At 36.0% G+C, this 20,610-nt stretch carries 11 protein-coding genes; 1 reads left to right on the top strand and 10 read right to left on the bottom strand.

All coding sequences use genetic code 11. The features are described 5' to 3' along the window. Window positions 1-70: 70 nt before the first annotated feature. The 5 genes from ACJRPK_RS16025 to ACJRPK_RS16005 all read right to left on the bottom strand — a co-directional run bounded on the left by ACJRPK_RS16025 (window position 71) and on the right by ACJRPK_RS16005 (window position 12,154). Window positions 71-1,030 carry a hypothetical protein gene (locus ACJRPK_RS16025; protein WP_407141422.1) on the bottom strand — a complete coding sequence of 320 codons (960 nt, stop codon included), beginning with the start codon at window positions 1,028-1,030 and terminating at the stop codon, window positions 71-73. Between the two features lie 6 nt (window positions 1,031-1,036). Next, window positions 1,037-7,399: a hypothetical protein gene (locus tag ACJRPK_RS16020; protein WP_407141421.1), complete on the bottom strand. Its 6,363-nt coding sequence runs from the start codon at window positions 7,397-7,399 to the stop codon at window positions 1,037-1,039. 25 nt (window positions 7,400-7,424) lie between these two features. Next, a complete protein-coding gene (locus ACJRPK_RS16015; protein ID WP_407141420.1) occupies window positions 7,425-9,866 on the bottom strand; it encodes a hypothetical protein in 2,442 nt (813 codons plus the stop codon). Window positions 9,867-10,081: 215 nt separating this feature from the next. Then, window positions 10,082-10,387 carry a hypothetical protein gene (locus ACJRPK_RS16010; protein WP_407141419.1) on the bottom strand — a complete coding sequence of 102 codons (306 nt, stop codon included), beginning with the start codon at window positions 10,385-10,387 and terminating at the stop codon, window positions 10,082-10,084. Window positions 10,388-10,633: 246 nt separating this feature from the next. Further along, window positions 10,634-12,154: a GH3 auxin-responsive promoter family protein gene (locus ACJRPK_RS16005; RefSeq protein WP_407141418.1), complete on the bottom strand. Its 1,521-nt coding sequence runs from the start codon at window positions 12,152-12,154 to the stop codon at window positions 10,634-10,636. A gap of 118 nt (window positions 12,155-12,272) precedes the next feature. On the opposite strand from ACJRPK_RS16005, the gene ACJRPK_RS16000 reads away from it, so the two are divergent. Continuing rightward, the gene (locus ACJRPK_RS16000; RefSeq protein ID WP_407141431.1) at window positions 12,273-13,067 is read left to right on the top strand and encodes a DUF2797 domain-containing protein; all 795 of its coding nucleotides are present in this window, start codon (window positions 12,273-12,275) and stop codon (window positions 13,065-13,067) included. 2 nt (window positions 13,068-13,069) lie between these two features. On the opposite strand, the gene ACJRPK_RS15995 is transcribed toward ACJRPK_RS16000, so the two are convergent. From ACJRPK_RS15995 to ACJRPK_RS15975, 5 genes are all read right to left on the bottom strand, one after another. Beyond that, window positions 13,070-14,533, bottom strand: coding sequence for a pyridoxal phosphate-dependent decarboxylase family protein (locus ACJRPK_RS15995; RefSeq protein WP_407141417.1), 1,464 nt, complete (start codon window positions 14,531-14,533; stop codon window positions 13,070-13,072). 152 nt (window positions 14,534-14,685) lie between these two features. Beyond that, window positions 14,686-15,126, bottom strand: a complete 441-nt coding sequence (locus tag ACJRPK_RS15990) for a hypothetical protein (RefSeq protein WP_407141416.1) — start codon at window positions 15,124-15,126, stop codon at window positions 14,686-14,688. A gap of 75 nt (window positions 15,127-15,201) precedes the next feature. Next, entirely contained in the window at window positions 15,202-16,470 is a 1,269-nt protein-coding gene (locus tag ACJRPK_RS15985) for a hypothetical protein (protein WP_407141415.1), read from the bottom strand. Window positions 16,471-16,896: 426 nt separating this feature from the next. Then, on the bottom strand, window positions 16,897-19,548 hold the full coding sequence (locus ACJRPK_RS15980; protein WP_407141414.1) for an AsmA-like C-terminal region-containing protein: 2,652 nt from the start codon (window positions 19,546-19,548) through the stop codon (window positions 16,897-16,899). 146 nt (window positions 19,549-19,694) lie between these two features. Beyond that, complete coding sequence (locus ACJRPK_RS15975; RefSeq protein ID WP_407141430.1) at window positions 19,695-20,408, bottom strand: queuosine precursor transporter; 714 nt, start codon at window positions 20,406-20,408, stop codon at window positions 19,695-19,697. Window positions 20,409-20,610 lie beyond the last annotated feature (202 nt).

Here is a 20,610-nt window from a genome sequence, read left to right as displayed (position 1 = left end):
TGCAACGAGTGCATTTTTTTACTTAATTATTTTTATCACTTATCGCGTTACAAACGCTTTTTTTGTTTTGTCACTCGTTTCCGCTTCGCTCAAACGAGCGCCAGAGGGGTTCTGGGCTCTCCCACAATCCATATATCGTTATACTTTCAGGAGATTTGGTTCCTCCTAAAGAAAATATTGTTAATAGATAGCTGTCGCCGTATTTTTGGGATACTAAGTAATAGGTGTCGTATTTGTATTTTTCGTTGTAAAATGAAAATTCATCCTTATTATTGAATACAAATCCAAATTGTTCTGCTACATACTCCAATGTTTCTTTCGCTATAGTAGAATTTCTATCTATCTTTTTAGTTTGCTTACTGAAGAGTTCAATTTTGTTGTTATCATATTCAATGTAGGACTTAGAATAAACTTTAAAGTCGGTTGATGATAACCAATTATCGTATGTTTTATCAATATTAAATGTTTTCAAACCGTCATAAAATTTATACAGTTTTTTTCTTCTTATTGTATTTTCTAAATTCGATGAAGTTGAATTAACTAGTTTACCATTTTTTTGTAAAAAGCTATATTGTTCTATTTTAAGTTTTATTTGTGGTATAATTTCTATGATACTTTTAACCCAATTATCATCAACTATTTTTTTATCAATTAATTGAAATTCGTTAACTCCTTTTAGTGCTTTTTCAGCAAATTGAAGTACTAAGTTGAAAAACTGGCTTTTGTCCGTTAAAGTAATATCATCCATTACATTAAATCCAACATAATTCAAAGGAACTTTAATTTGACCATCCTCGTCTTTATATTCTCCGAAAATTATTTGAGAATATTCCATTTGACTATAATCAAATTCTTGGGATACATCAAATAAAAATGATGGGTAATTTTCTATTTTAACGGTAGGAAGTAAACCAATTAAGTTATTATAAGAATCAATAGGTTTATTATCAATTCTCTTAATTTCGAATAAAATTTTATTTTTTTCGTTATCAGAAAGATATTTGTCCGTTAAAACTAATTCATACTCCATAATATTCTAATTTGATATCCACCAAGTACTTATAACCTTATCTCCATCAACTTCTTTATAAAAACCTTCGATAGTCATACTACCTACATTTCCAGAGAATGATCTATTTGATCTTGATATACTTAGCTGATCAAAGGTGTTGTTTGCAATAGCATTTTTAAATGCATCGTAACCAATTTGTTTTATTTTAAATTCTGAAAAAATTACTGGATCAAAGGTTGTTTTTGTAAAAGCTTTTATAGTCCCATCACTTTTTGACATAAAATCACCAGACCCATCATTTTTTAAAACTTTATATTCGATCTCGACTATTCCTGAAGTATTTTTAGGAGTTTCTGTTATAATTTCTATTCTTCCTCCATTGGAAATTGTTTGAGATCTAAAATTATTTATGTTATGACACCCAATGAGGCTGCCGTTATTGTACTTTACTTGTCCCATTCCGTTTAATTCTACATCATTAATATGGGTAAAAGCATTATCAATTGATTCAGTGTCTACTTTAAATCCATTTCTACTGTAAGTTGGGAAATCACCTGCAATTTGGGTCCAAGCTCCATCTACAAGCTTCCATTTTTCAACAACAATTATTTCGCTTCCAAATTCATGGAGACCTTTTGATGATTTGATCTGTATCGCCCCTCCTGTTTCACCAAACCAGGGCATGGCCTCGCCATACTCAAATTTTAAATCGCTAGGTGTTTCTTTAAGCTTAAATAGAAAGTAATAGTAGTCATCGCCATTAGCAGCAATTTCAGAATAATTTTCTTTAAGGGCTCTTGCAGAAATAGTAGCAACCGCATCTGGACTTTCTAAATATCCTGCGTAACCTCCTCCCAAAGACTCGCGTGTTTGGAAACGGTCAAATAATTCATCTATACTAGGCATTCTGGGCTCTTCCAATAATCCCCATACACCTTCATTAGGAGGATAAGTCTGACTAGGATCAAGACCATACTTTCGATATACTGATTGCATTTCAGTAATCGACTTATTATTTTTATAACCATTATCCCAGGATTCAAACAATTCTACAGCGAACTTCTTATAACCTTCAGCCTTAAGGTCAATAACTTCTTTTATTTGGCTAAGTGTTTTGTTATAGAAATCATCGAAAGTTATGAGTCTCTCTTTACGCAGATAGACTCTTTTAAATGCCTTTAAATCAGAAATATCATAAATTCGATTACCTGAATTTTTAACTAATTCATTTTCAGGATTACCCCATTTTTTCCAAACTTCAAGAAGTTCAGGATCTTTAGCAAGTTCAACTAGTTCATTTGTCGCAGTATTTTCAAAATCATTTAAGAATCTAATTTTTTCTAATTCTTCCAGCTTATTTACCGCTTCGTATAACTCGAGGGAGTTTTGATCCGCTATGTCAATTTTTTTGAAAATAGCATTGAGCCTGTTGTCAGACTTAGCATCTAAAACTTTAGTTATAGCTTGCTTAATTAGCGTTAAGGCATCAGTATCATTTGCATGTTTCGCATCTTGTAAATCTTTAAGCGCATATCCTAAGTAGTTGTCAGAAACCTTTTCGTACTTTCTTACAAAAATTCCTACCTCAGCAGAACTCATTTGATTTATGTTCTGAGAAAGTTTTCGTATATCAGACGCTATCTCTTCTGCTTCATCTACTTTGTTTTTAGCAGTAATCAGTAGATTTTTGAAATTGATGTTAGAAACGTTATCACCCAGACTAACAATACCGGAAAGCGCAGATGTTATTTGCAGAATATTTTTAAGCTCATTTAATTCAGCATTATCACTCACGGATGTAGCTCCAATAGAAGCCATACTACTTATCACGTCAGCCGTGTAGAAAATTCTTCTGGCTCTGGTTAGGTTAGTCGCAATATTTAGTGCACCACCTGATACTGCTAAACTTGCTACGTCTATCACTGTAAAAATTCCATCGGCTGTGGTTTGATTTTCTCCAGATTGTGAAACATAAGCTACTGCTATTGCAGGTATGGGATAAATTTTTGGATCAAAACCTACACCGCTTTCAAAAGCTTTTGCACTGGTTAAGTTAGATTTATTAGTAAGAAATATTAAGTCAAATGGTTTAAAATATTCCTCATTACTATAATCGACTTTGAATTTGGTTTTGTCATCTATTGTTACATTTCTAAATCCAGATTGTGTAAGCTGCGTTAATTTTATTTTGCCAAAATTAGAATCGTTTTTATCTGTGATGAAATCTTTATTTATAGTTTCAGTTTGATAATAATCAGATAGCGGAGCTTCTATAAAGCCATAAGTCAATTGTTCTGAACTAATATTGCCAATTTCTACCAGTGCTCTACCCACGACATTAGTATATTCAAAAACAAATGATCTTTTTTCAATATCATTGATGGCATCAGATAGTCTTGCATCATATAACTCTTGAGAATTAAACATTTTTTTAGTTAGCTCTCTGATCAGAACATTTTTATTATCTGATCCAAAGAATAAAAATGCATCATCAACGGCATAGAAAATTTGCTCACTTAAGACTTTGTCAGGATTAAGTATATTCGGTTTTTCAATACCTTCTATGATAGGCTTATTAATATTTTTATTGGCGTATTGGATTAACTTTATGATTGCTCCTTCAAGATCATATTTGGCTCTATTACTTTCTTGAGTGAAAGTTTCATTGACAAACTTTGAAATTATTTTTAAAATAGTTTCAGCACTTAACTGACCAATATCATTTTGCGAAGCTATATTAATTACATATGCTATACTCTGAGAATTATCTTCTTCAATTTTTCCTGGAATTGTTTTATAATCTAAAAGAGAGGAAGCAATATTGTTAGCTTCATTGTTTACATTAGCTTTTAGATAATCATAGAATTTGCTTAACCAACTTTCAGCTGAATCAGAAATATCAGCATCGGTTTTGATGGAATAAGATGTGGTTCCTTCTCTTTGACTAGTCTGAGGATCGCAATATTCTTGTCTTAAAAGTAATTCAAATTTACCTCCACCACTACATAGGTTTTGTCTATTCCAATTCCCGAATTGAGATGAGATTTCATCTAACAATCTAGGATATAATGATTTAAGCTCAAGAATTTTGTTTCTAAGTAGAAAAGTTTTATCAGAAGTAGAATAATTGGCTTCAGCAAATACCCAATTAACAGCTTCATTGGTAATTGAATATTGTGATCCTGAATATTGAATGTCTAAAGATTTAGTTTGAGTTTCTGCATCTATTTGTACTATAAAATCTTTTACTGGGACTATTCTGGAATTTTCAGAAAAATGTGAATAATTTCCGTTAATAATTAGAGCATGGTAAGAATATCTATCACTTTCGTGGACTCCAAATATTATGGCTTTGGCACTATTTTTTTCATTTAATTCAATGTTATAATCAGATAATTCATAGACTTCACCATTATCTGTACTATATTCTTTCAGAGAATATTCATTTTCTCCAAGTTCAACTATTCTTGCTTTATATGTTTTATCCTCAACTGTAAATTTTGCTATAGTTCCTGGAACAACAGTCATAAATTGATTGAATTTGGACAAATCATCAAACAGACTATTTCCATAGTAACCATAAAATTTGGTTACGTTAGATACATTGTTAGGTAATACTAGCAGTTCCTGACTTGGTGTTAAAAAGGTAAAGGTTTTATTAGAGTCATCATTTTGACCAAATTGCAAATCTTTGAAATATCCCCGTGTGGAATAATTCTCCCCATCCTCATCCCCCTGGAACCAATAGAGTTGTAAGCCGGGTGCATGCATTTTTTCCCAATCCATATGGGTAAACGCTGTACCGTTGCCATAATCCATTAAGAGGTTGGTAGCTCCTTGATCGGTGTTATATTCTGTGAATGTGTGTTCTAGTCCAAAAACTCCGTGTCCTAATTCGTGTGCTGCCGTTCGACCTTTGTCCTGTCCGGCAAATACAAATCCAAACTGCCGTTTTAATGGCATAAAACCATCTGTATCTGCATCTGTAGGAGGGATGTCCGTCACAAATAAGTAATAGGTATCACGCTCATAGCTACCTAGTGCTTTAAACTGTTCAATCCAGGCTTTTTCTCCGTCTGTATATTGGGATAATAAGGTGCTGTTACCCACATCAATGGTCGGGTCTGATATAGCTAAAGGAGAACCCTCAGTCACTTCAAAATTAATTCCGGCTGGGTTATAAATTTGGTTGATACGCTCTGCGATACCATTCAAACTGGCTCCATTTACAGGGACTAGTGTTACATTAATATCGGTTACCTCTTGCGACGCTAAATGCCAATAATTCGCCGTACCTGCGATTGTATATTGTTGGGTAGAATCTTTAGGTTTTACGGTAGCAATGATCTCTTCTTTTACAAAGTCAAATTTCTTTTCTAACGTAAGCGTTGCTGTATTACCAGCCCATTCGGCAGGGATCTCTGTTCCCTCTTTAGTCTTAAAAACAATATCCTCGGTAGTATACTCGCTATTTTGAAAGGTAGCTTTTGCAAGAAGCATATCTGTTGAGTGCCCGGGCAGGTTAGAGATTGCTTTGTAGGGAGGGTAATAGGTGCCATCGCCCGCAATATCGATCGTAGTATAGGCATCGTTTAATGTACCGGTGGTGACTGTTGGATAGGGATCAAAGGCATAATAACCGTTTCCTTTTTCAAAATGAATTCGTACCTCGGTTGAGGTTATTTCATTCACACCACTGCCGCCCATACCTGCGGTAGTTTCGGTAGTTGCAGGGCCGCCATCAGCTTGTTGGCTTTTGTTTACCGTGCCATCTGCGCTTACCTCCCAGTTCTCACCTTTGCTATCTTGATAGACCACATCTTTGCCGCCTTCGCGTACTACTTCTTGGCCGTCTTTTCCTATTAAAGTAACCGTTTTACCATCTTTACTGACTTGGACGTCAATAATATCAAAGTCAACTTTGATCACGTTTTTGTCTCCCGGATCTCCGGTAGCCTCTTCGATCACCGCATCTGCATCCAGAATACTCCCCCAATTAGGATCATAGGTAGTAATGACAAATCCATCTACCAGTTTCTTATCTGTATTTATTTTAATATTATCAAAGGTAACCGGGATCCGTACGGTTGCCAGCCAGGGGGTGCTAATGTATCCTTCTCCACTGAAGGTGGTCGAGCCGGATACTTTTTTGACATATACCGGGAAATCTCCTGCGGTAAAGACATCGTTTTTACGCAGCTCAGTAAGCAATTCCTGGTTGGACAGATCCACATCCTCAGGTGCGATACCACAATCCGTATATTCTGCTAATTCTTGGGTCAGGGTTCTAAACTCTTGTAGAGGAGATTCACCATAGCTCTCGCTATCACAATTACCCAACACCACAAATTCATACACAGTATCCGGTCTAAACTCCTCAATAGTAATATAATCTCGTGGGGTAGTTTTAGTGTACCAACGATTGCCGTCTTTTTCGCGATACTTAATCGTATAATCCAGATGCTCAGGTTGTCCTATCCAACTGATAGTCGCTGTGGTTAGCGTAGCATCTTGTACTTGGACAGCGCTTACCGGTGTACAATCACTGGCGTGATCAAACCAAAAGATTTCGCTATAGCCGTTATTTTTAAAAACAGATACCTCTTCACCTGCATTAGTAGCTATCGCGCGTACTCTCCAGGCATAACGTTTTCCCGGCAATAAGAGGGGTTGTATGGGACCATACAATAAATTGGTAGCGGTGGTAATATCCTGATATATCGGCGGAGATGCTAAAAATACTGCTTGTGGATCGGCATAGCGATCCCAGATTTCTACCAGACTAAATTCATAGGATACATTAGGGACTGCCGCATGCCTTGGTGTCCACTGAAAGAGGATATTAGTAGGATTCTGCTCGGTAAGATTCGTTTGATTTTCCGGTCTGTTAAGAAACGGAGGATCGCTGCTCACCAAAAAGATATTTGTACAGCCTGTGTTTGATAGTTTGTTACCGTTAAAAGCATCAAAAACTTCAAAACAAATACGGTAAAGACCGTCGGGCAGCGTATTGTTGTATTGCTGTGCAGAAATGCTTTGTAAATTTTGTAAGGCAAAATAAGGAGCAAGCTCGGCATTAGTTAAACGCAAAGGAAATCCTGCATCAAGCGTAATATTAGGAGCGCCTGTAATCACAGCTTTGCTTATTGCTGTAATGTTGGTGCCCTCGATAGAAACTTTTAATTGCACGGCGCGACTTGCAGCCGTCAAATCGTTAAACTCTATCAGCAGGTTGATCGGACTTCTTAACTGATCGGTATTATCATATGCTGATAAGCTATTTGGATAAGGAGGAATACCTTGCGGCGTGACACGTACAGGAAAATTTTGTGAAAATACAAACGCAACCTGAAGCAGACATAGGATAAAGAGTAGTTGTTTTTTCATAAGGTTTCTTTGGGGGCATCAAAGTTTAATCGATTCCGTTTTGATAACGATCATCAAAAAAGGCAATGATTTGTTCCTCTAAATATATGTTAATTTTTTCTAAATTCTTAGTTTTTTGCGCGATATCAAACACAGATTCAGCTGTTTGAGCTTGTAATTGGAGTAGTGGTTGGTGTGATTTTGCTTGCGATAACACCGCTTTACGCAGCTCCTCTATAGCAACTCTCAAATATAAATACGCTTCCATACGATCAGCTTCTTCGGTATATTTGGTTTGAAGTTCATTGTAAAGCGCTTGCTCATCTGTTGTTGCAACTATCTGTTCATCTTTAGGTACAGTATGCAATTTGTGTTGCTCCACTTGACTTTTGGCGTAACTAAAACGCTCCTTCATTATCTCCTCTTTTTCAAACAGCTCTTTTTTAAGTGTTAAGGTTACAAATAATAGCGATTCGCGATAGGTAGGTATAAAATCTTTGCGCACATACAGGCTATCGAGATAATCCAGCGCTAGGTTTTTGAAATCAACGGATTTTATAGCTTTTATTTTGAGGTTTGCTAACTGGCTTTTGACTAGCTCTTTTGAAAAAGCTTTCTCATCGTCAAGATATTCTTTTTTGGTAAGTGTCTCTAATTGTTCTACAATGGCTACAGGATTGCCTTCATAAATCTCATCACGATATCTAAAGCGTGTGAAGTTTTGCTTGGATATTGAATCGAGCACTTGGTTCCCCTGAGCTTTAGCGCGCTTCTGAAAACGAATCTCAGCCTTTTTGATATCAAATGAATACGAGTAGCCAAAAGTAAGGGTAAAATCATTTTGACTACCAGTTGCCTCAGTTTTTCGCAATTGCGAAAGTGCACTTAACATGAGATTATGCTTCTCTTTATACGTATAACCGGCATTGGCTCTGATACTGGTTACACTTCCTTGAGAAGTGCCATTGTTGAGCGTCTCATTATAAGAAGCAGAAAGTCCGGTTCTAAGTTGTTTGTTGAAGAATTGTTTATTCGCGTTAAGCGTGGGACCTATAGTTAAGCCTCTGTTCTCTTCCAGTTCATTATAAGCAGCGTTTAATGCGCTACTAATGGTAAGCGCACGCTCTGGGTAACCAATACTATAGTTGGCGCCGACGTTATAAAAATTCGATTGGGTGTTGGTGCTTGCAGCCGTGCCTTGTTCATCTTTTGTGGTTTGATAGGTTAGGCTCAGTCCCACATTTTGTTGTTTTTTTGGATCTTGCGAAAGGATATATCCCAATTGAAGGGTAGCATTTTGAGAAATCTGTCTAAAATCCAAGGTGTCCAGATTTTCTAAAGGATCAACCTCATTGATTTCATCAAATACACTACGAATATTGGTGTATGATTGAAAATTCGAATAGCTGGCAGCAATATTAAACCGATCAGAAGCATTTATGGTGCTATTAAATGACGACACTACGCGATTGGATTGCGTATCTTTTTTATCTTTCAAATCATCACGTTGCAGTCCTACGTTAGCCGCCAATGAAACTGCTCCACCAAATAAGGTTTGGGATGCGTTTAATGTTATATTTTCGAGATCATTATTAAAATAATAAGCACCAAAAGTACGATACTCAGGATCGATACGTTCGTAGCCGGCTCCAACAGTACCTTTACCAATGGCGTAGGTGAAATTTGCGTTTAAAGCGGTATAATATGAAGTAGAACTATTATCATTAATCAGAATATTCATGGCATTACCTTTATTCGAACTGCCTTGATCCTCGGTGTCTTCTGTAATGGCGCTTTGCGCTATTTCTACATGAAAGTTTAAATTTTTAGTAGCTTGAATAGATGATTCTAAGCTAAGTACTACATTTTGTTTAGGTGTAAGATTTAAATCTGAAGGCACTGGAAGTTCTATAGATTCCTCATCATCTTTGGCTCCAAATGCAATGACTCCAACGGTTACTCTGTCAAATTCGTACGAAGCCTTGGTACCATACCCCATACGCCGATAGGCGGGTAGTGCTTCCGGGAATTCATCATTGTATTCTGTAGCTTTAAGTAATCTACCATAAAAAGCGCTTATTTTATAAGGTTTGTTTGGAGTAAGATCTACTCCAAAGCCTGTAAATTGATGCCCACTTACCGTATAAGGAGAGAAAGACATAGAGACATCCCCAATATGAGTAGCTACCCATTTATAAGAAGGATGTATGCTTAAACGGTTTATCTTGAATGGAGTGCTATATCCAAACTCTTGATTGGTATATGAAAAGGATAGGGGAATGTTATAAATACCACTGATATTAAAGTTGAGATTACCATTTAAGAAATAGGTAAAAGGTTCTCTGTTGGCTGAACCATCGTAGTATATTCCATTAGCCGAAACTCCCCCGTTAACCTTCAACAAGGGCGCTTTTCCAATTTGAGACATGTCTTGTCCAAAGGATAATAAAGATAAACTAAGAAAAAGTAGGAGTAAAGTTGGTTTCAATAGCATTGGTTTAGTCGAGACCAAAATTAAGATAAAATTAACAATCTACCATACAGGAAGTTAATTTTATTGTAAATATTTTTTAGGGTATTTCGGGAAGTTGCTAAGTAAAGTAACGAGTACTCCAACTCACATATTTAAGCACAAAAAAACCGATCTAATTTAAAGATCGGTTAACTACTTCTGGTTGGTTAGCTTAGTATATTCCTGACAAATTAATTGTTATCAGTATACAATGTTTGTTTTCCGCTATTTGAAATAATTTCTTCAGTGTTTTTGATCGCTACGCGGTCGCTATCCTTAAGATGAATATTCAATTCGTTATGACTGATTAACGCCTCATAAAAAGCTATTTTGGAGACTTCACTATAACAAACTTTATCCTGATCGATTGATTTGTTTGTTATATCGCTAGATGATTGTGTGATAGCTTGCTCGGCTTTTGTAGGTGTTACTGCGTCTTGTGCGTTAACAGCTACAACCGAAAGTAAAAATGCGAAACCTGTAATCAACTTTTTCATAAGATGGGACGTTAACAGTTTTATAACTAACTGGTAACAAATTTAATACGAAACGTTCTAGCCAAAAAGAGATTCTTTAATTTTTAGATAAAGCGTTTTTTTTGACCGATGAACTACTCAGTTTTCGACAAAAAACACGGATTCTTACGTAACTTTTTGAAGGGTAAACCGTATATTTTGATAGTTTTTGTGAAGGTAAAAGACTAATTTCTAACTAAAAAGGACTAATTTTTAAACGTGAAAAAATTAAGCAGTGCGGTTTAGTAGTAACAGCTCTTCAACATATTTACGTGTGTTAGATAAACGCGGAATTTTATGTTGACCGCCCAATTTATCATGTTGTTTGAGCCAGTCATAAAAGAGATTTCTACGTCCTTGATGAATGGTGAGTTCATTTAAAGTCGTGTTGTTATAACGTTTAGCTTCATAATCGCTGTTGATTGCTTGCAAATTGAGATCCAAACTGTGCGTAAAAGCTTGCAAATCGCCAGGAGCATTCTTAAATTCGATGATCCATTCATGGGCACCTTTTTCTTTGCCTTGCATAAAAATAGGGGCAACCGTATAATCTACAATTTCGCAGGGAACTTCTGCCGTAGCTTTGCGTAGAGCGGCTTCAGCGTTTTCAATAATAAGTTCTTCGCCAAAAACGTTGATATGATGTTTTGTTCTCCCTGTAATCTTGATACGGTAGGGAGCAACAGAAGTGAAACGCACCGTGTCTCCAATTTTATAGCGCCATAAACCGGCATTCGTTGTAATAACAATTGCATAGTTGACACCAACTTCAACCTCGCTCAAACGGATAGCAGTAGCACCTTCGGTACCGTAGGTGGTCATCGGGATAAATTCATAGAAGATCCCGTAATCCAACATTAACAGTAATTCTGAGGAGCTATTCTGATCCTGAATAGCAAAAAATCCTTCAGAGGCATTATAAATCTCGTAGTATCGAAAGTTTTCACGAGGTAAAATCTTATTGTACTGCTCACGATAGGGTTCAAAACTAACTCCGCCATGAAAATATACTTCGAGATTATTCCAGATTTCAAAAAGATGTGATTTTCCGGTTGTTTCCATCACTTGATTGAGCAATACCAGCATCCATGAGGGTACGCCGGCCAGACTGGTTACATTTTCCAGAATGGTTTCATTCACAATCGCCTGCATTTTAATTTCCCAATCGCTCATGAGCGAGATCTCATTACTGGGTGTCGAACTAAACTCTGCCCAGAACGGCATATTATCAATAATAATTGCCGATAAGTCACCAAACGAGGTACCGTTTTCTTTATACAATTCTTTACTTCCGCCCAAGCGCAAACTTTTGCCCGTAAACAGCTTGGAGTTTTCGTTATTATTAAGATACATGCACAACAGATCTTTGCCTGCTGCAAAATGACAATCTTCGAGCGACTGTTGGCTTACCGGGATAAACTTACTTTTGGCATTGGTGGTTCCGCTGGACTTGGCAAACCATTTAATTGGGGTAGGCCAAAAAATATTATGCTCTCCCAATCGGCTACGTTCAATCATGGGCTCGTACTCCTCATAGGAACGAATCGGCACTCGATTTTTGAAAGTCTCATAGTCATTAATAGTGTTAAAGTCGTAAGCCTTACCGACTTCGGTGTTTTTGGCAGTTTCTAGCAAGATGTGAAGGAGTTCCTGCTGAACTTCGTTGGGGTACTTTAAAAATAGTTCCATTTGATGAAACCGCTTTTTTAAGAACCAACTGGCAATAGAGTTGACTAGTGGGATTGGCATTTTTTAATGTATCTTTATGCTGTAATATTACTAATTTAAAGATGATCAGTCCTCAAAAAATCTAAAGTAATAAAAAAATTACATTTTGTTTACTGATTTAAAAGATAGCTTACCATTTATGCAGTATACCGGCGTACTTACCAAAATGAAAACCGAAATCGGAGATCCTATTCAGTACTTTTTAGTATTTGAAAATGATTTTATACACATAAATCAACTTTTGGATAAAAAAATTACTATTCAGTTTGACCATTATCAATGTCTCGCCTGTGGTAAGGATAAAAAAATTTTTAGACAAGGGTACTGTTACGATGATTTCTATAATCAACCGCAGGTAGGAGACTGGGTCATGCGACCCGAACTTAGCACGGCACACCTGGATGTTGAGGATCGCGATCTGGACTATGAGAAAAGAGTACAGTTACAACCGCATATTGTATACTTGGCCAATTCTAGTAATATTAAAGTGGGTGTAACACGTAAGACTCAAGTTCCTACCCGATGGATTGATCAGGGAGCGCATGAAGCGATAGAGGTGGTGGAAGTTCCTAATCGCTATTTAGCCGGAATTGCTGAAGTAGCTTTAAAAGACCACGTAGGTGACAAAACCAATTGGCGTACAATGCTTAAAAATGAGGTGGTGGATGAGGACTTAAATGCGGTCAAGCATATACTAAAGGAATTCTTACCCGAAGAAGCACAACCATATTTTATAGATAATAATACCGAGACTGAACTTCACTTTCCTGTGTTAGCGTATCCTAAGAAAGTAAAGAGTCTTACCTTAGAAAAAACACCTGAGTATACAGGGGTCTTAAAAGGGATCAAAGGGCAATATCTTATTTTTGAGGATAATACTGTTTTTAATGTTCGTAACCATGAGGGGTATGTGGTGAATTTTGGAATTGAATAGTATTACACTTTGTTTGATAGTTTTTCGATTTCCTTATCACCAAATTTTTCACAGAAAGCCAGCGTATCGGTGATGTCTTTAAGTTGCGTACGTGGATTGATCAAGCACATACGCAAAACAACTTGTCCCAGTAACACGGTTGTAACCAACAATGCTTCCCCGGAGTCTACAACTTGTCGGGATATGTTTTGGTTGATGTGATCTAATTCTTTTTCGGATAGATTGTGTCCCAGAGGATGGTATCTAAAGTTTATAATACCTAAGGTTGCGGGAGACACAACTTCCCAAAAAGCACTTTTACGCAGAATTTTTTCTACTGAGTTTGCAAGATCAATATTGTAGGTGATTGCGGTTTTAAATGCTTCTAAACCAAAAGTTTTTAAACTCATATAGAATTTAAGCGCTCTAAAACGTCGGGTTAACTGAATACCATGATCGTAAAAATTAATTTCGGATTCGTTACCCTCAATATCTCTTAGGTATTCTGGTTTTTCGCTAAAAGTACCACTCAGCCAATTGTGATTTTTAACTAATAAACAACCCATTTCATAGGGTTGGAAAAACCATTTATGAGGATCTACGGTAAGAGAGTCAGCACGTTCAATACCCTTAAGTGTTTCTTTGCCTGAAGCGGATAAAATCGTAGCACCGCCATAAGCTCCGTCCACATGCATCCAGAGCGATTCTTCTTCACAAATTGTAGCGATGGCATCCAGTGGATCTACGGTCCCTGTATTTGTGGTTCCTGCGGATGCGATAATGCAGAAGGGCTGTAAGCCTTCAAGCCGATCTCGTGCAATCGCATTTTTTAGTTTATTGAGCGATATTTTAAATTCAAGATCTGTAGGGATGATTCGGATTTGCTCTTTTTTGAAGCCAATAACTTTAATAGCTTTAATGTTTGAAGAGTGGGCCTGATCCGATAAATAAATCACCGCTTTAGAAAAATCATCCTTACATTTTATACGTCTTGCGGTTACTAGAGCAGTAAGATTAGCCATGGAGCCACCACTTGTAAAAATGCCACCACCTTGCTTGGTCGGAAAACCAAAAATCTCTAATAACCAGTTCATAGTTACAATTTCTAATTCGGCTGCCGCGGGTGATGCTGCCCAACCTCCTGAGAAAATATTAAAACCTGTGGCGATGGTATCGGCCATGACACTAACATAATTACTTGGTCCCGGAACAAAAGAATACGATTTTGGGTGCGATACTATATTACTATTGGGTATGACATCACGCATCACAAAATCAAGCACATCATCGGGTTGCGAAGGGGAGAGCGGAATATCCTCTGTTAGCAAATCATCCATTTCTGCTCTTGAGGCTTGCGTAACCGGCTTTTTATCGTTTTGCGTATCAAAATGTGCTACTATATGGTCAATTACTTTGTACCCATAGGCGCGCATATCTTCTTTTGATAATTCTAAGGTAGTGTTGAGGTTGTTAGGATCTTTTTGCATAACGCTTGATTTAGCGATGCAAAATTACTACAATGTGATAGATTGTACTTGGATAAATACACAGAATTTCGGTATAAAACGATTTCAGTGTGGTTGAAAATTAAAAAAGAGAGGTGTTAGCCTCTCTCTAATCTTCATGTAGGATCTAAAAACTAGAAGTTACCCTTAACTCCCATCCTCATTTTTTTGATCACTTCTTCAAAATATAATATGGTCCAAACAATTTGATCAGTATCAGCATACGGAATTAGTTCTTCGACCGTTTCATGGGTTTTCTTTATGTTTTCTTGTTGCGAGTCCTTTGCCTTTTTTAAAATCTTAAGATGATGTGAATCTTCTTTAATTCCCACATCTGATAAACGCACTCCGGGTTCATAGGATAGTGAAAGTAAAGGTAGTACGGTTAATATTTCCGTAACGCGATCGGCATATAGTTCTATCAACTCTCCTTTTTTTAATTCTTCTAAATCGTCAATGGTATGAAATTGATCAATTTGTGCTTTTTGAGTAAAAAAAACAGCATCATTATTTTGTTGTGCAAAAATTGCTGTTACAAAATGAAACAAAATAAAGGATAGACATAAATGGCGCATGGTAGGTGTAAAATTTATATGGTTATGCAAATTAAATGTATTGATTAGGGGCAAAAAAAGTAGAAAATATACGCATTACTGCATAACCATATAGTTGTTTAATGATTTTTTGAGGTGAAATTTAGGTATCACTTTGTTATCCGGATCTTGAAAAAGCTCATTGGCCGCGATAAATTCTTTGGTAAACTTATTGTATTTAAGAATATTCACAACATTCTCGTTGATTTTGCGAGAGGCTCTAACGCCATCTCCATGAATATTAAAAAAGCTGTTGTCCATCATAAAGGATTTTTCAATCATAGCTAAAGCTGTGTAAGAGCGATCAAAACGAACGACATCTGAGAAACCTGAAATCTTTGAATTATGAATATAGACCCTGGCTGTATTACGCGCTGATATGGCAGAAGTCGTATGCTTATAATTTGATTTGTCAGACAAGTTGACTAATGTAGCATTTGTGATTGTAACGTCAGTGATATCTTCTGCATTCACATAACCCAGTTCTTTGTGATAACCGTTAATTTCAAGTGCATAGGAACCTATGGCACAGGTGATAAAAGGATGACGTATCGCTATAAGTTGATTTAAGGTTCCTTTAAAACCTTCCGAAATTTCAAAATCATCATCTTTAGCTTTATAAGAAATTAAATTTTGAGTTTTCAATGTTCCGCCGTTAAAACTATAGGAATCTTGTCCTGAGTGACTGATCATGATGTTATTTATGATCGATTTTTTACCGACTGCATATAATGAAAGTCCGTTGGCACCTTCGGTTCTTCTGGTTTTATTACCGGCAAACTCAATACGTACATACTTCATAATTGAAGTTTGCTCATCGTGAGCTTTTCCACCATACATTGAGAATTGAGGGTTGTACTTACCTTTGATGATACCATTACCTGAAACCGTATTTACTTTTCCGGAGCCTATAATTACAATACCTCCCCAATCTCCTCTTGTTCGTGATTTAGCAGCTTTGTCAGAGGTAAATATAATTGGATTTACTTTTGAGCCTTCTGCAATTAATTTTGAACCTTTTGAAATAATTAAATTTCCAATATTTTCATGATCACATCGGATGATGGTTCCTTCTTGTATCGTGAGCGTCGCCCCGTTACTTACATAAACATCACCTGATAATTTATATACGATATCACTTCTTAAAAAGGTGTTTTCAACGATGATGTTCGGGATGCGCTCCTCTGCATCGGGATAATTTGTAGCGTTGGGTTCAAAATTCGTCCAGCCACGAGCCCATTTGTCATCATTAATGTTGAAATCTTGAGCATAAGATAATGATGATTGAATTAAAAACAGAACGATAATAAAACGAAAACGTTTCATAATATGTATTTTGGGGGTTACATATAAAAAAGAACTTTTCTTTTTTGGGTCAACTAAATTACAAAGCTTTTTTTAAATAAACTTACGGGTTTACCGTAAAACTTGTACGTTTATCGGAATTTTGTGCATTTCACGGATAAATTCATCTTACGTTTCTTACATTAAGTGTAACATATTTGGTTGACAAACAATGGGTTGTGTTGTTTTTTATACTTGTAATAATCTATGACTACATATAGTTTATTAAATATCAGATTATTGTGAAGTTTATATTAAGCAAATAACTATAAAAAAAGCATCCCATCATTAGCGATGAGATGCTTTCTGAAATATAATTAATAATAATACTAGCTTACTACTAGTAAGTGGTTCAAGGTGTTATAAAAAAATGAGATCTCATTTCTGCCATAGACATAGGTACGACTGTTAATTTTTTACCGTATCCTTCTTTTTCTTTTTGCCAAAAAAGCCTCCCAAAATATCTTTAGCTGCTTCCTTCACCTTATCTTCGGCTTTAACCGGTGTACTTGAGGTAGAATCCTTTTTTGTGGATGCGCCTCCTAAAACATCAGAAAGTACACCTTTCCCTTTGTTAACAAGTTTGTCTTTTGCTTTTTCCTTTTGCGTTGCTACAATTTGCTGTGTTAATTGCTTTACTGCAGCTTTTGTGTCAAGGTTGATAACAGGATCTGAAAAATTTCCGCTAATTCCGATGGGTAAGGCTACCGTCATTTTTGATAAATCTTCTTCACTCAATTGACTGATGGTACTACCAAGATCATCTCCTAAGTATTTGGCAGGTAAGTCTAAAGCAACTGTATAATTCATCTCGTTAGTAAAACTATGATTTCCTTGCGCGGTTATTTTTATACCCTTAACCTCAAAATTAAAAGGCTTGACATTGATTTTCCCATCATCAAAGTTAAGCGCGGTTTTAATATCCTTTAAGTCTAAATTATCTAGATCAATAAATCCTAATGCTCCGTCAAGTTTTGACAATAATTTGGTTTCACTGCTATTGACCTTTGCATTGAGAATCTCTGCTAAAGCATTTCCTTTTAAAGTGTTTAATTGCGGACTAAGATCCGAGGTTAGATTTCCTTTAAGTTCTAAATCCGTAGAGAGCATACCGGTAAGAGCCTTTGCTATGGGCGCCAGACTTCTTAGAAGTTCCATTCCTTCAAATGATTTTGCAATGTCTATATTATCCAGGTTTAGCTTCATACCAAATGTTGGAGTTTGTGATTTAGTAGAAACGTTTCCGTCTAATGCAATCACACCATCAAAAAGGCTTGAGGTTACGTTTTCAAGAGAAGCAGTTTCTTCCTTAATTTTAACTACGCCCTTAGCATTTTTGAGATTGAGATTGTCATATACAACCGTATTTGCTGCAAAAGCTAAGGTTGCATCCAAAAATGAAGGGATCTTAAAGTCTGAAGATGAAGGAGAAGAAGAGGAACTCTCTTTTTCAGCCGTTTTATTCGTTGTAGAAGAGGCAGCTTCTTCCTGACTCATGAAATCGCTAACATAAAAAGTATTCGACTGGACGTTGAAATTTCCTTTTAATTTTTGTTCTGTGAATATAAAACCAAGTAAATTATTAATGGTACCTGTGGCTTTGATATCAGATTTTCCTGAGGTGATATCCATCTTATCCAACGTAATGGTTCCAGGCTTAAAGTTTACCAAAGCTTCGTTTATCTTTATTGCATTAGGTAACTCAGGTGTTGTATATTCAAAATTTGAAAGTGTAGCTTTTCCGCTAGTTTTAATTTTTTCATAATTTTCTTTTTCCAGCGATTCCATATCAAAAGCTGTGGTTATATTGGCTTTTACAACTCCTTGAAGCTTTTCTTCTAGTTGAATAGGATAGGCCTGCTCCAAATTGGCAAGATTCAATGTACCATTAACAGCCATATCCACCAGCATATTTTTTGTTATATTTTTAAAATTACCTTTTGCTGAAAATACATCCTGATCAATAGTAAATGCTAATTGATCCAGGTTGATATAGGTATCATCTACCTTGCCCGTAGTGTTCATCAAACTTGTGTTAAGATTAATGTTGCGAACACTTTTAGGTAAATCCGGATACTTAAAAGAAGCATTAGTAGAGGTTATTTTAATATCCATGGTTGGAATGTTGGTCTCATCTACCGTTCCCTTCACCTTTCCATCTACTACAAAATCACCGGTTGTTGTAATTCCGTCCAGATTTTTAGAATAGGTCTGTGGAATTACCGCTAAAAAATTTTTAAAATCCGAACTTGGTGTTTTAAAATGTATATCAACTTCGGTATCCTTGTCATGAACTTCTACATATCCATCAAAAGTGAGGGGTAATTGATTGATATAACCGGTATTTTCTTTAAAGGTATACCGTTGTTTTTCTAAATCAATGCCTACCACAGCGTCAAGTGCCAAGTTGTTATTAGATAAATACTCCACACCGTCAATTGCCATTGCTATTTTTGAATAGGCTTCCAAGGTCACTTCTGATTTTTGTTCTGATATGTCTCCATTACCGGTAAGGTGTAAACTATCAAGTGTAAAAAGGGTTTTTGCTACTTGATCATCATACACAAACCTACTTGAGTTTATCTTAAGGTTTTGCAAATCGAAAACAAAGGGTTCTCCCTGAGTGTTTTGGGATGTATGCGAGGCTACAACGCTATCTTTTTTGGCAATGTCATAATTAAACCTTCCCAACGAATCAATTTTGATATTGATGAAGGCTTCGTCTATTTTAATTTGATTAATAGCGATGGGTTCTGAAGCATCTTTGAATAATTCCTTTACAGACATTTCTAAACTTAGTTGATCAGTAAATACTAAGGTGTCACCGGCAAAAGGTGCGGCTGTAATTATTGAGAGTTCGTTAACAATGACAGATGCCTGTGGGAAACTACGAAATAGGCTGAGACTAATATCGCTAAAATTGACAGTGGCATTGACTTCTCTATTTATCGCATAGCGAACTTTATCTTTGATAGTATTTTTAAATAAGAAAGGAATCGAAATCAAAGCAATGATGATCACAACAATGACAATTCCGATTATTTTAAGGGCTTTTTTCATTTTTATAGTACAATTAGTAATCTGGTTAGTTCGCAATAAGCTTGTAGGTTCTTTTTAATTTAGTACCATATTCAAATATGGTTGTTAAAGATATACAATAGCAAAATAACGATTTATTAAAAACTTACGTATTTTAAATTGGTTAACTATTTGTTAGAATTCGAATGTAGGAGTAATTCTTCACCTTCAGCAAGGCCAAATCGTTTTCTTAGAAGGTAAACACCAAGATACAGTAAGGGGGTATCTAGCATAGCAATTAATACTTTGAATAAAAACCCTCCCAAGAGTAGCGTTCCGAACAAGTCCCATTCAATTTTGCCAAAACTGCAAAGCAACAATAACACTGTAGCCGTATCTACAAATTGTGACAAAAAGGTAGAAAAATTATTTCGCAACCATAGATGTTTTCCTTTGGTAAGACGTTTCCAAAAATGAAAAATCTGGATATCAATGTACTGAGCCAGAAGATACGCCATCATGGATGCAAAAACAGCTATGACGGTAGCGCCAAAAACTTGATCAAAAAGCTTATTCCCAATTGGAGACCATGAAGTCGCCGGCACTTCCCCGGCCACATAAACGATCAATAATGAAAAAAAAGAAGCAAATATGCCTGCGGTAACCACTTGGTTGGCTTTCTTTTTGCCATAAATTTCACTTATCAAATCAGTTATTAAAAAAGTTATCGGATAAGGAAGTATACCTACAGAAATCTCAAAGGTGTACAGGCCAAAAAAATCCCAATAGAAGAATTTTTGAAAAATTAAATTAGAAACTACCAGAGAGGCGATAAACAACGCGCTGAAGATAAGGTAGATGCGGTAGGCATCAAATGCTTTTTTTTGTGATAATACGGACAGTTCCAATTATACTCGTTTAAAATTAAGACAAATATAATGAGATGCTTTATAGTTTTGATTCAAAACAATAATCATCTTCAAATCGTTTTATAGATAAATCTTATATACACACAATAAATGATCAACAACGGATGTACATTCAGTCGTAGAAATGATTAAGGTTTCATTACTTTTGCATTCTTAAATTATTTCGAACATTCAT

Source organism: Aquimarina sp. 2-A2 (genome assembly GCF_045505135.1).
Lineage (GTDB): Bacteria > Bacteroidota > Bacteroidia > Flavobacteriales > Flavobacteriaceae > Aquimarina > Aquimarina intermedia.
The sequence above is the reverse complement of the archived record's forward strand: the minus strand, read 5'-3'. Positions and strand labels throughout refer to the sequence as shown.

Bases quoted from the DNA above. Each gene is read 5' to 3' on its own strand.
- ACJRPK_RS15990 (WP_407141416.1), bottom strand. From the start codon at position 15,126: ATGCGCCATTTATGTCTATCCTTTATTTTGTTTCATTTTGTAACAGCA.
- ACJRPK_RS16000 (WP_407141431.1), top strand. From the start codon at position 12,273: ATGCAGTATACCGGCGTACTTACCAAAATGAAAACCGAAATCGGAGAT.
- ACJRPK_RS16005 (WP_407141418.1), bottom strand. From the start codon at position 12,154: ATGCCAATCCCACTAGTCAACTCTATTGCCAGTTGGTTCTTAAAAAAG.
- ACJRPK_RS16020 (WP_407141421.1), bottom strand. From the start codon at position 7,399: ATGAAAAAACAACTACTCTTTATCCTATGTCTGCTTCAGGTTGCGTTT.
- ACJRPK_RS16025 (WP_407141422.1), bottom strand. From the start codon at position 1,030: ATGGAGTATGAATTAGTTTTAACGGACAAATATCTTTCTGATAACGAA.
- ACJRPK_RS15980 (WP_407141414.1), bottom strand. From the start codon at position 19,548: ATGAAAAAAGCCCTTAAAATAATCGGAATTGTCATTGTTGTGATCATC.
- ACJRPK_RS15995 (WP_407141417.1), bottom strand. From the start codon at position 14,533: ATGCAAAAAGATCCTAACAACCTCAACACTACCTTAGAATTATCAAAA.
- ACJRPK_RS15985 (WP_407141415.1), bottom strand. From the start codon at position 16,470: ATGAAACGTTTTCGTTTTATTATCGTTCTGTTTTTAATTCAATCATCA.
- ACJRPK_RS16010 (WP_407141419.1), bottom strand. From the start codon at position 10,387: ATGAAAAAGTTGATTACAGGTTTCGCATTTTTACTTTCGGTTGTAGCT.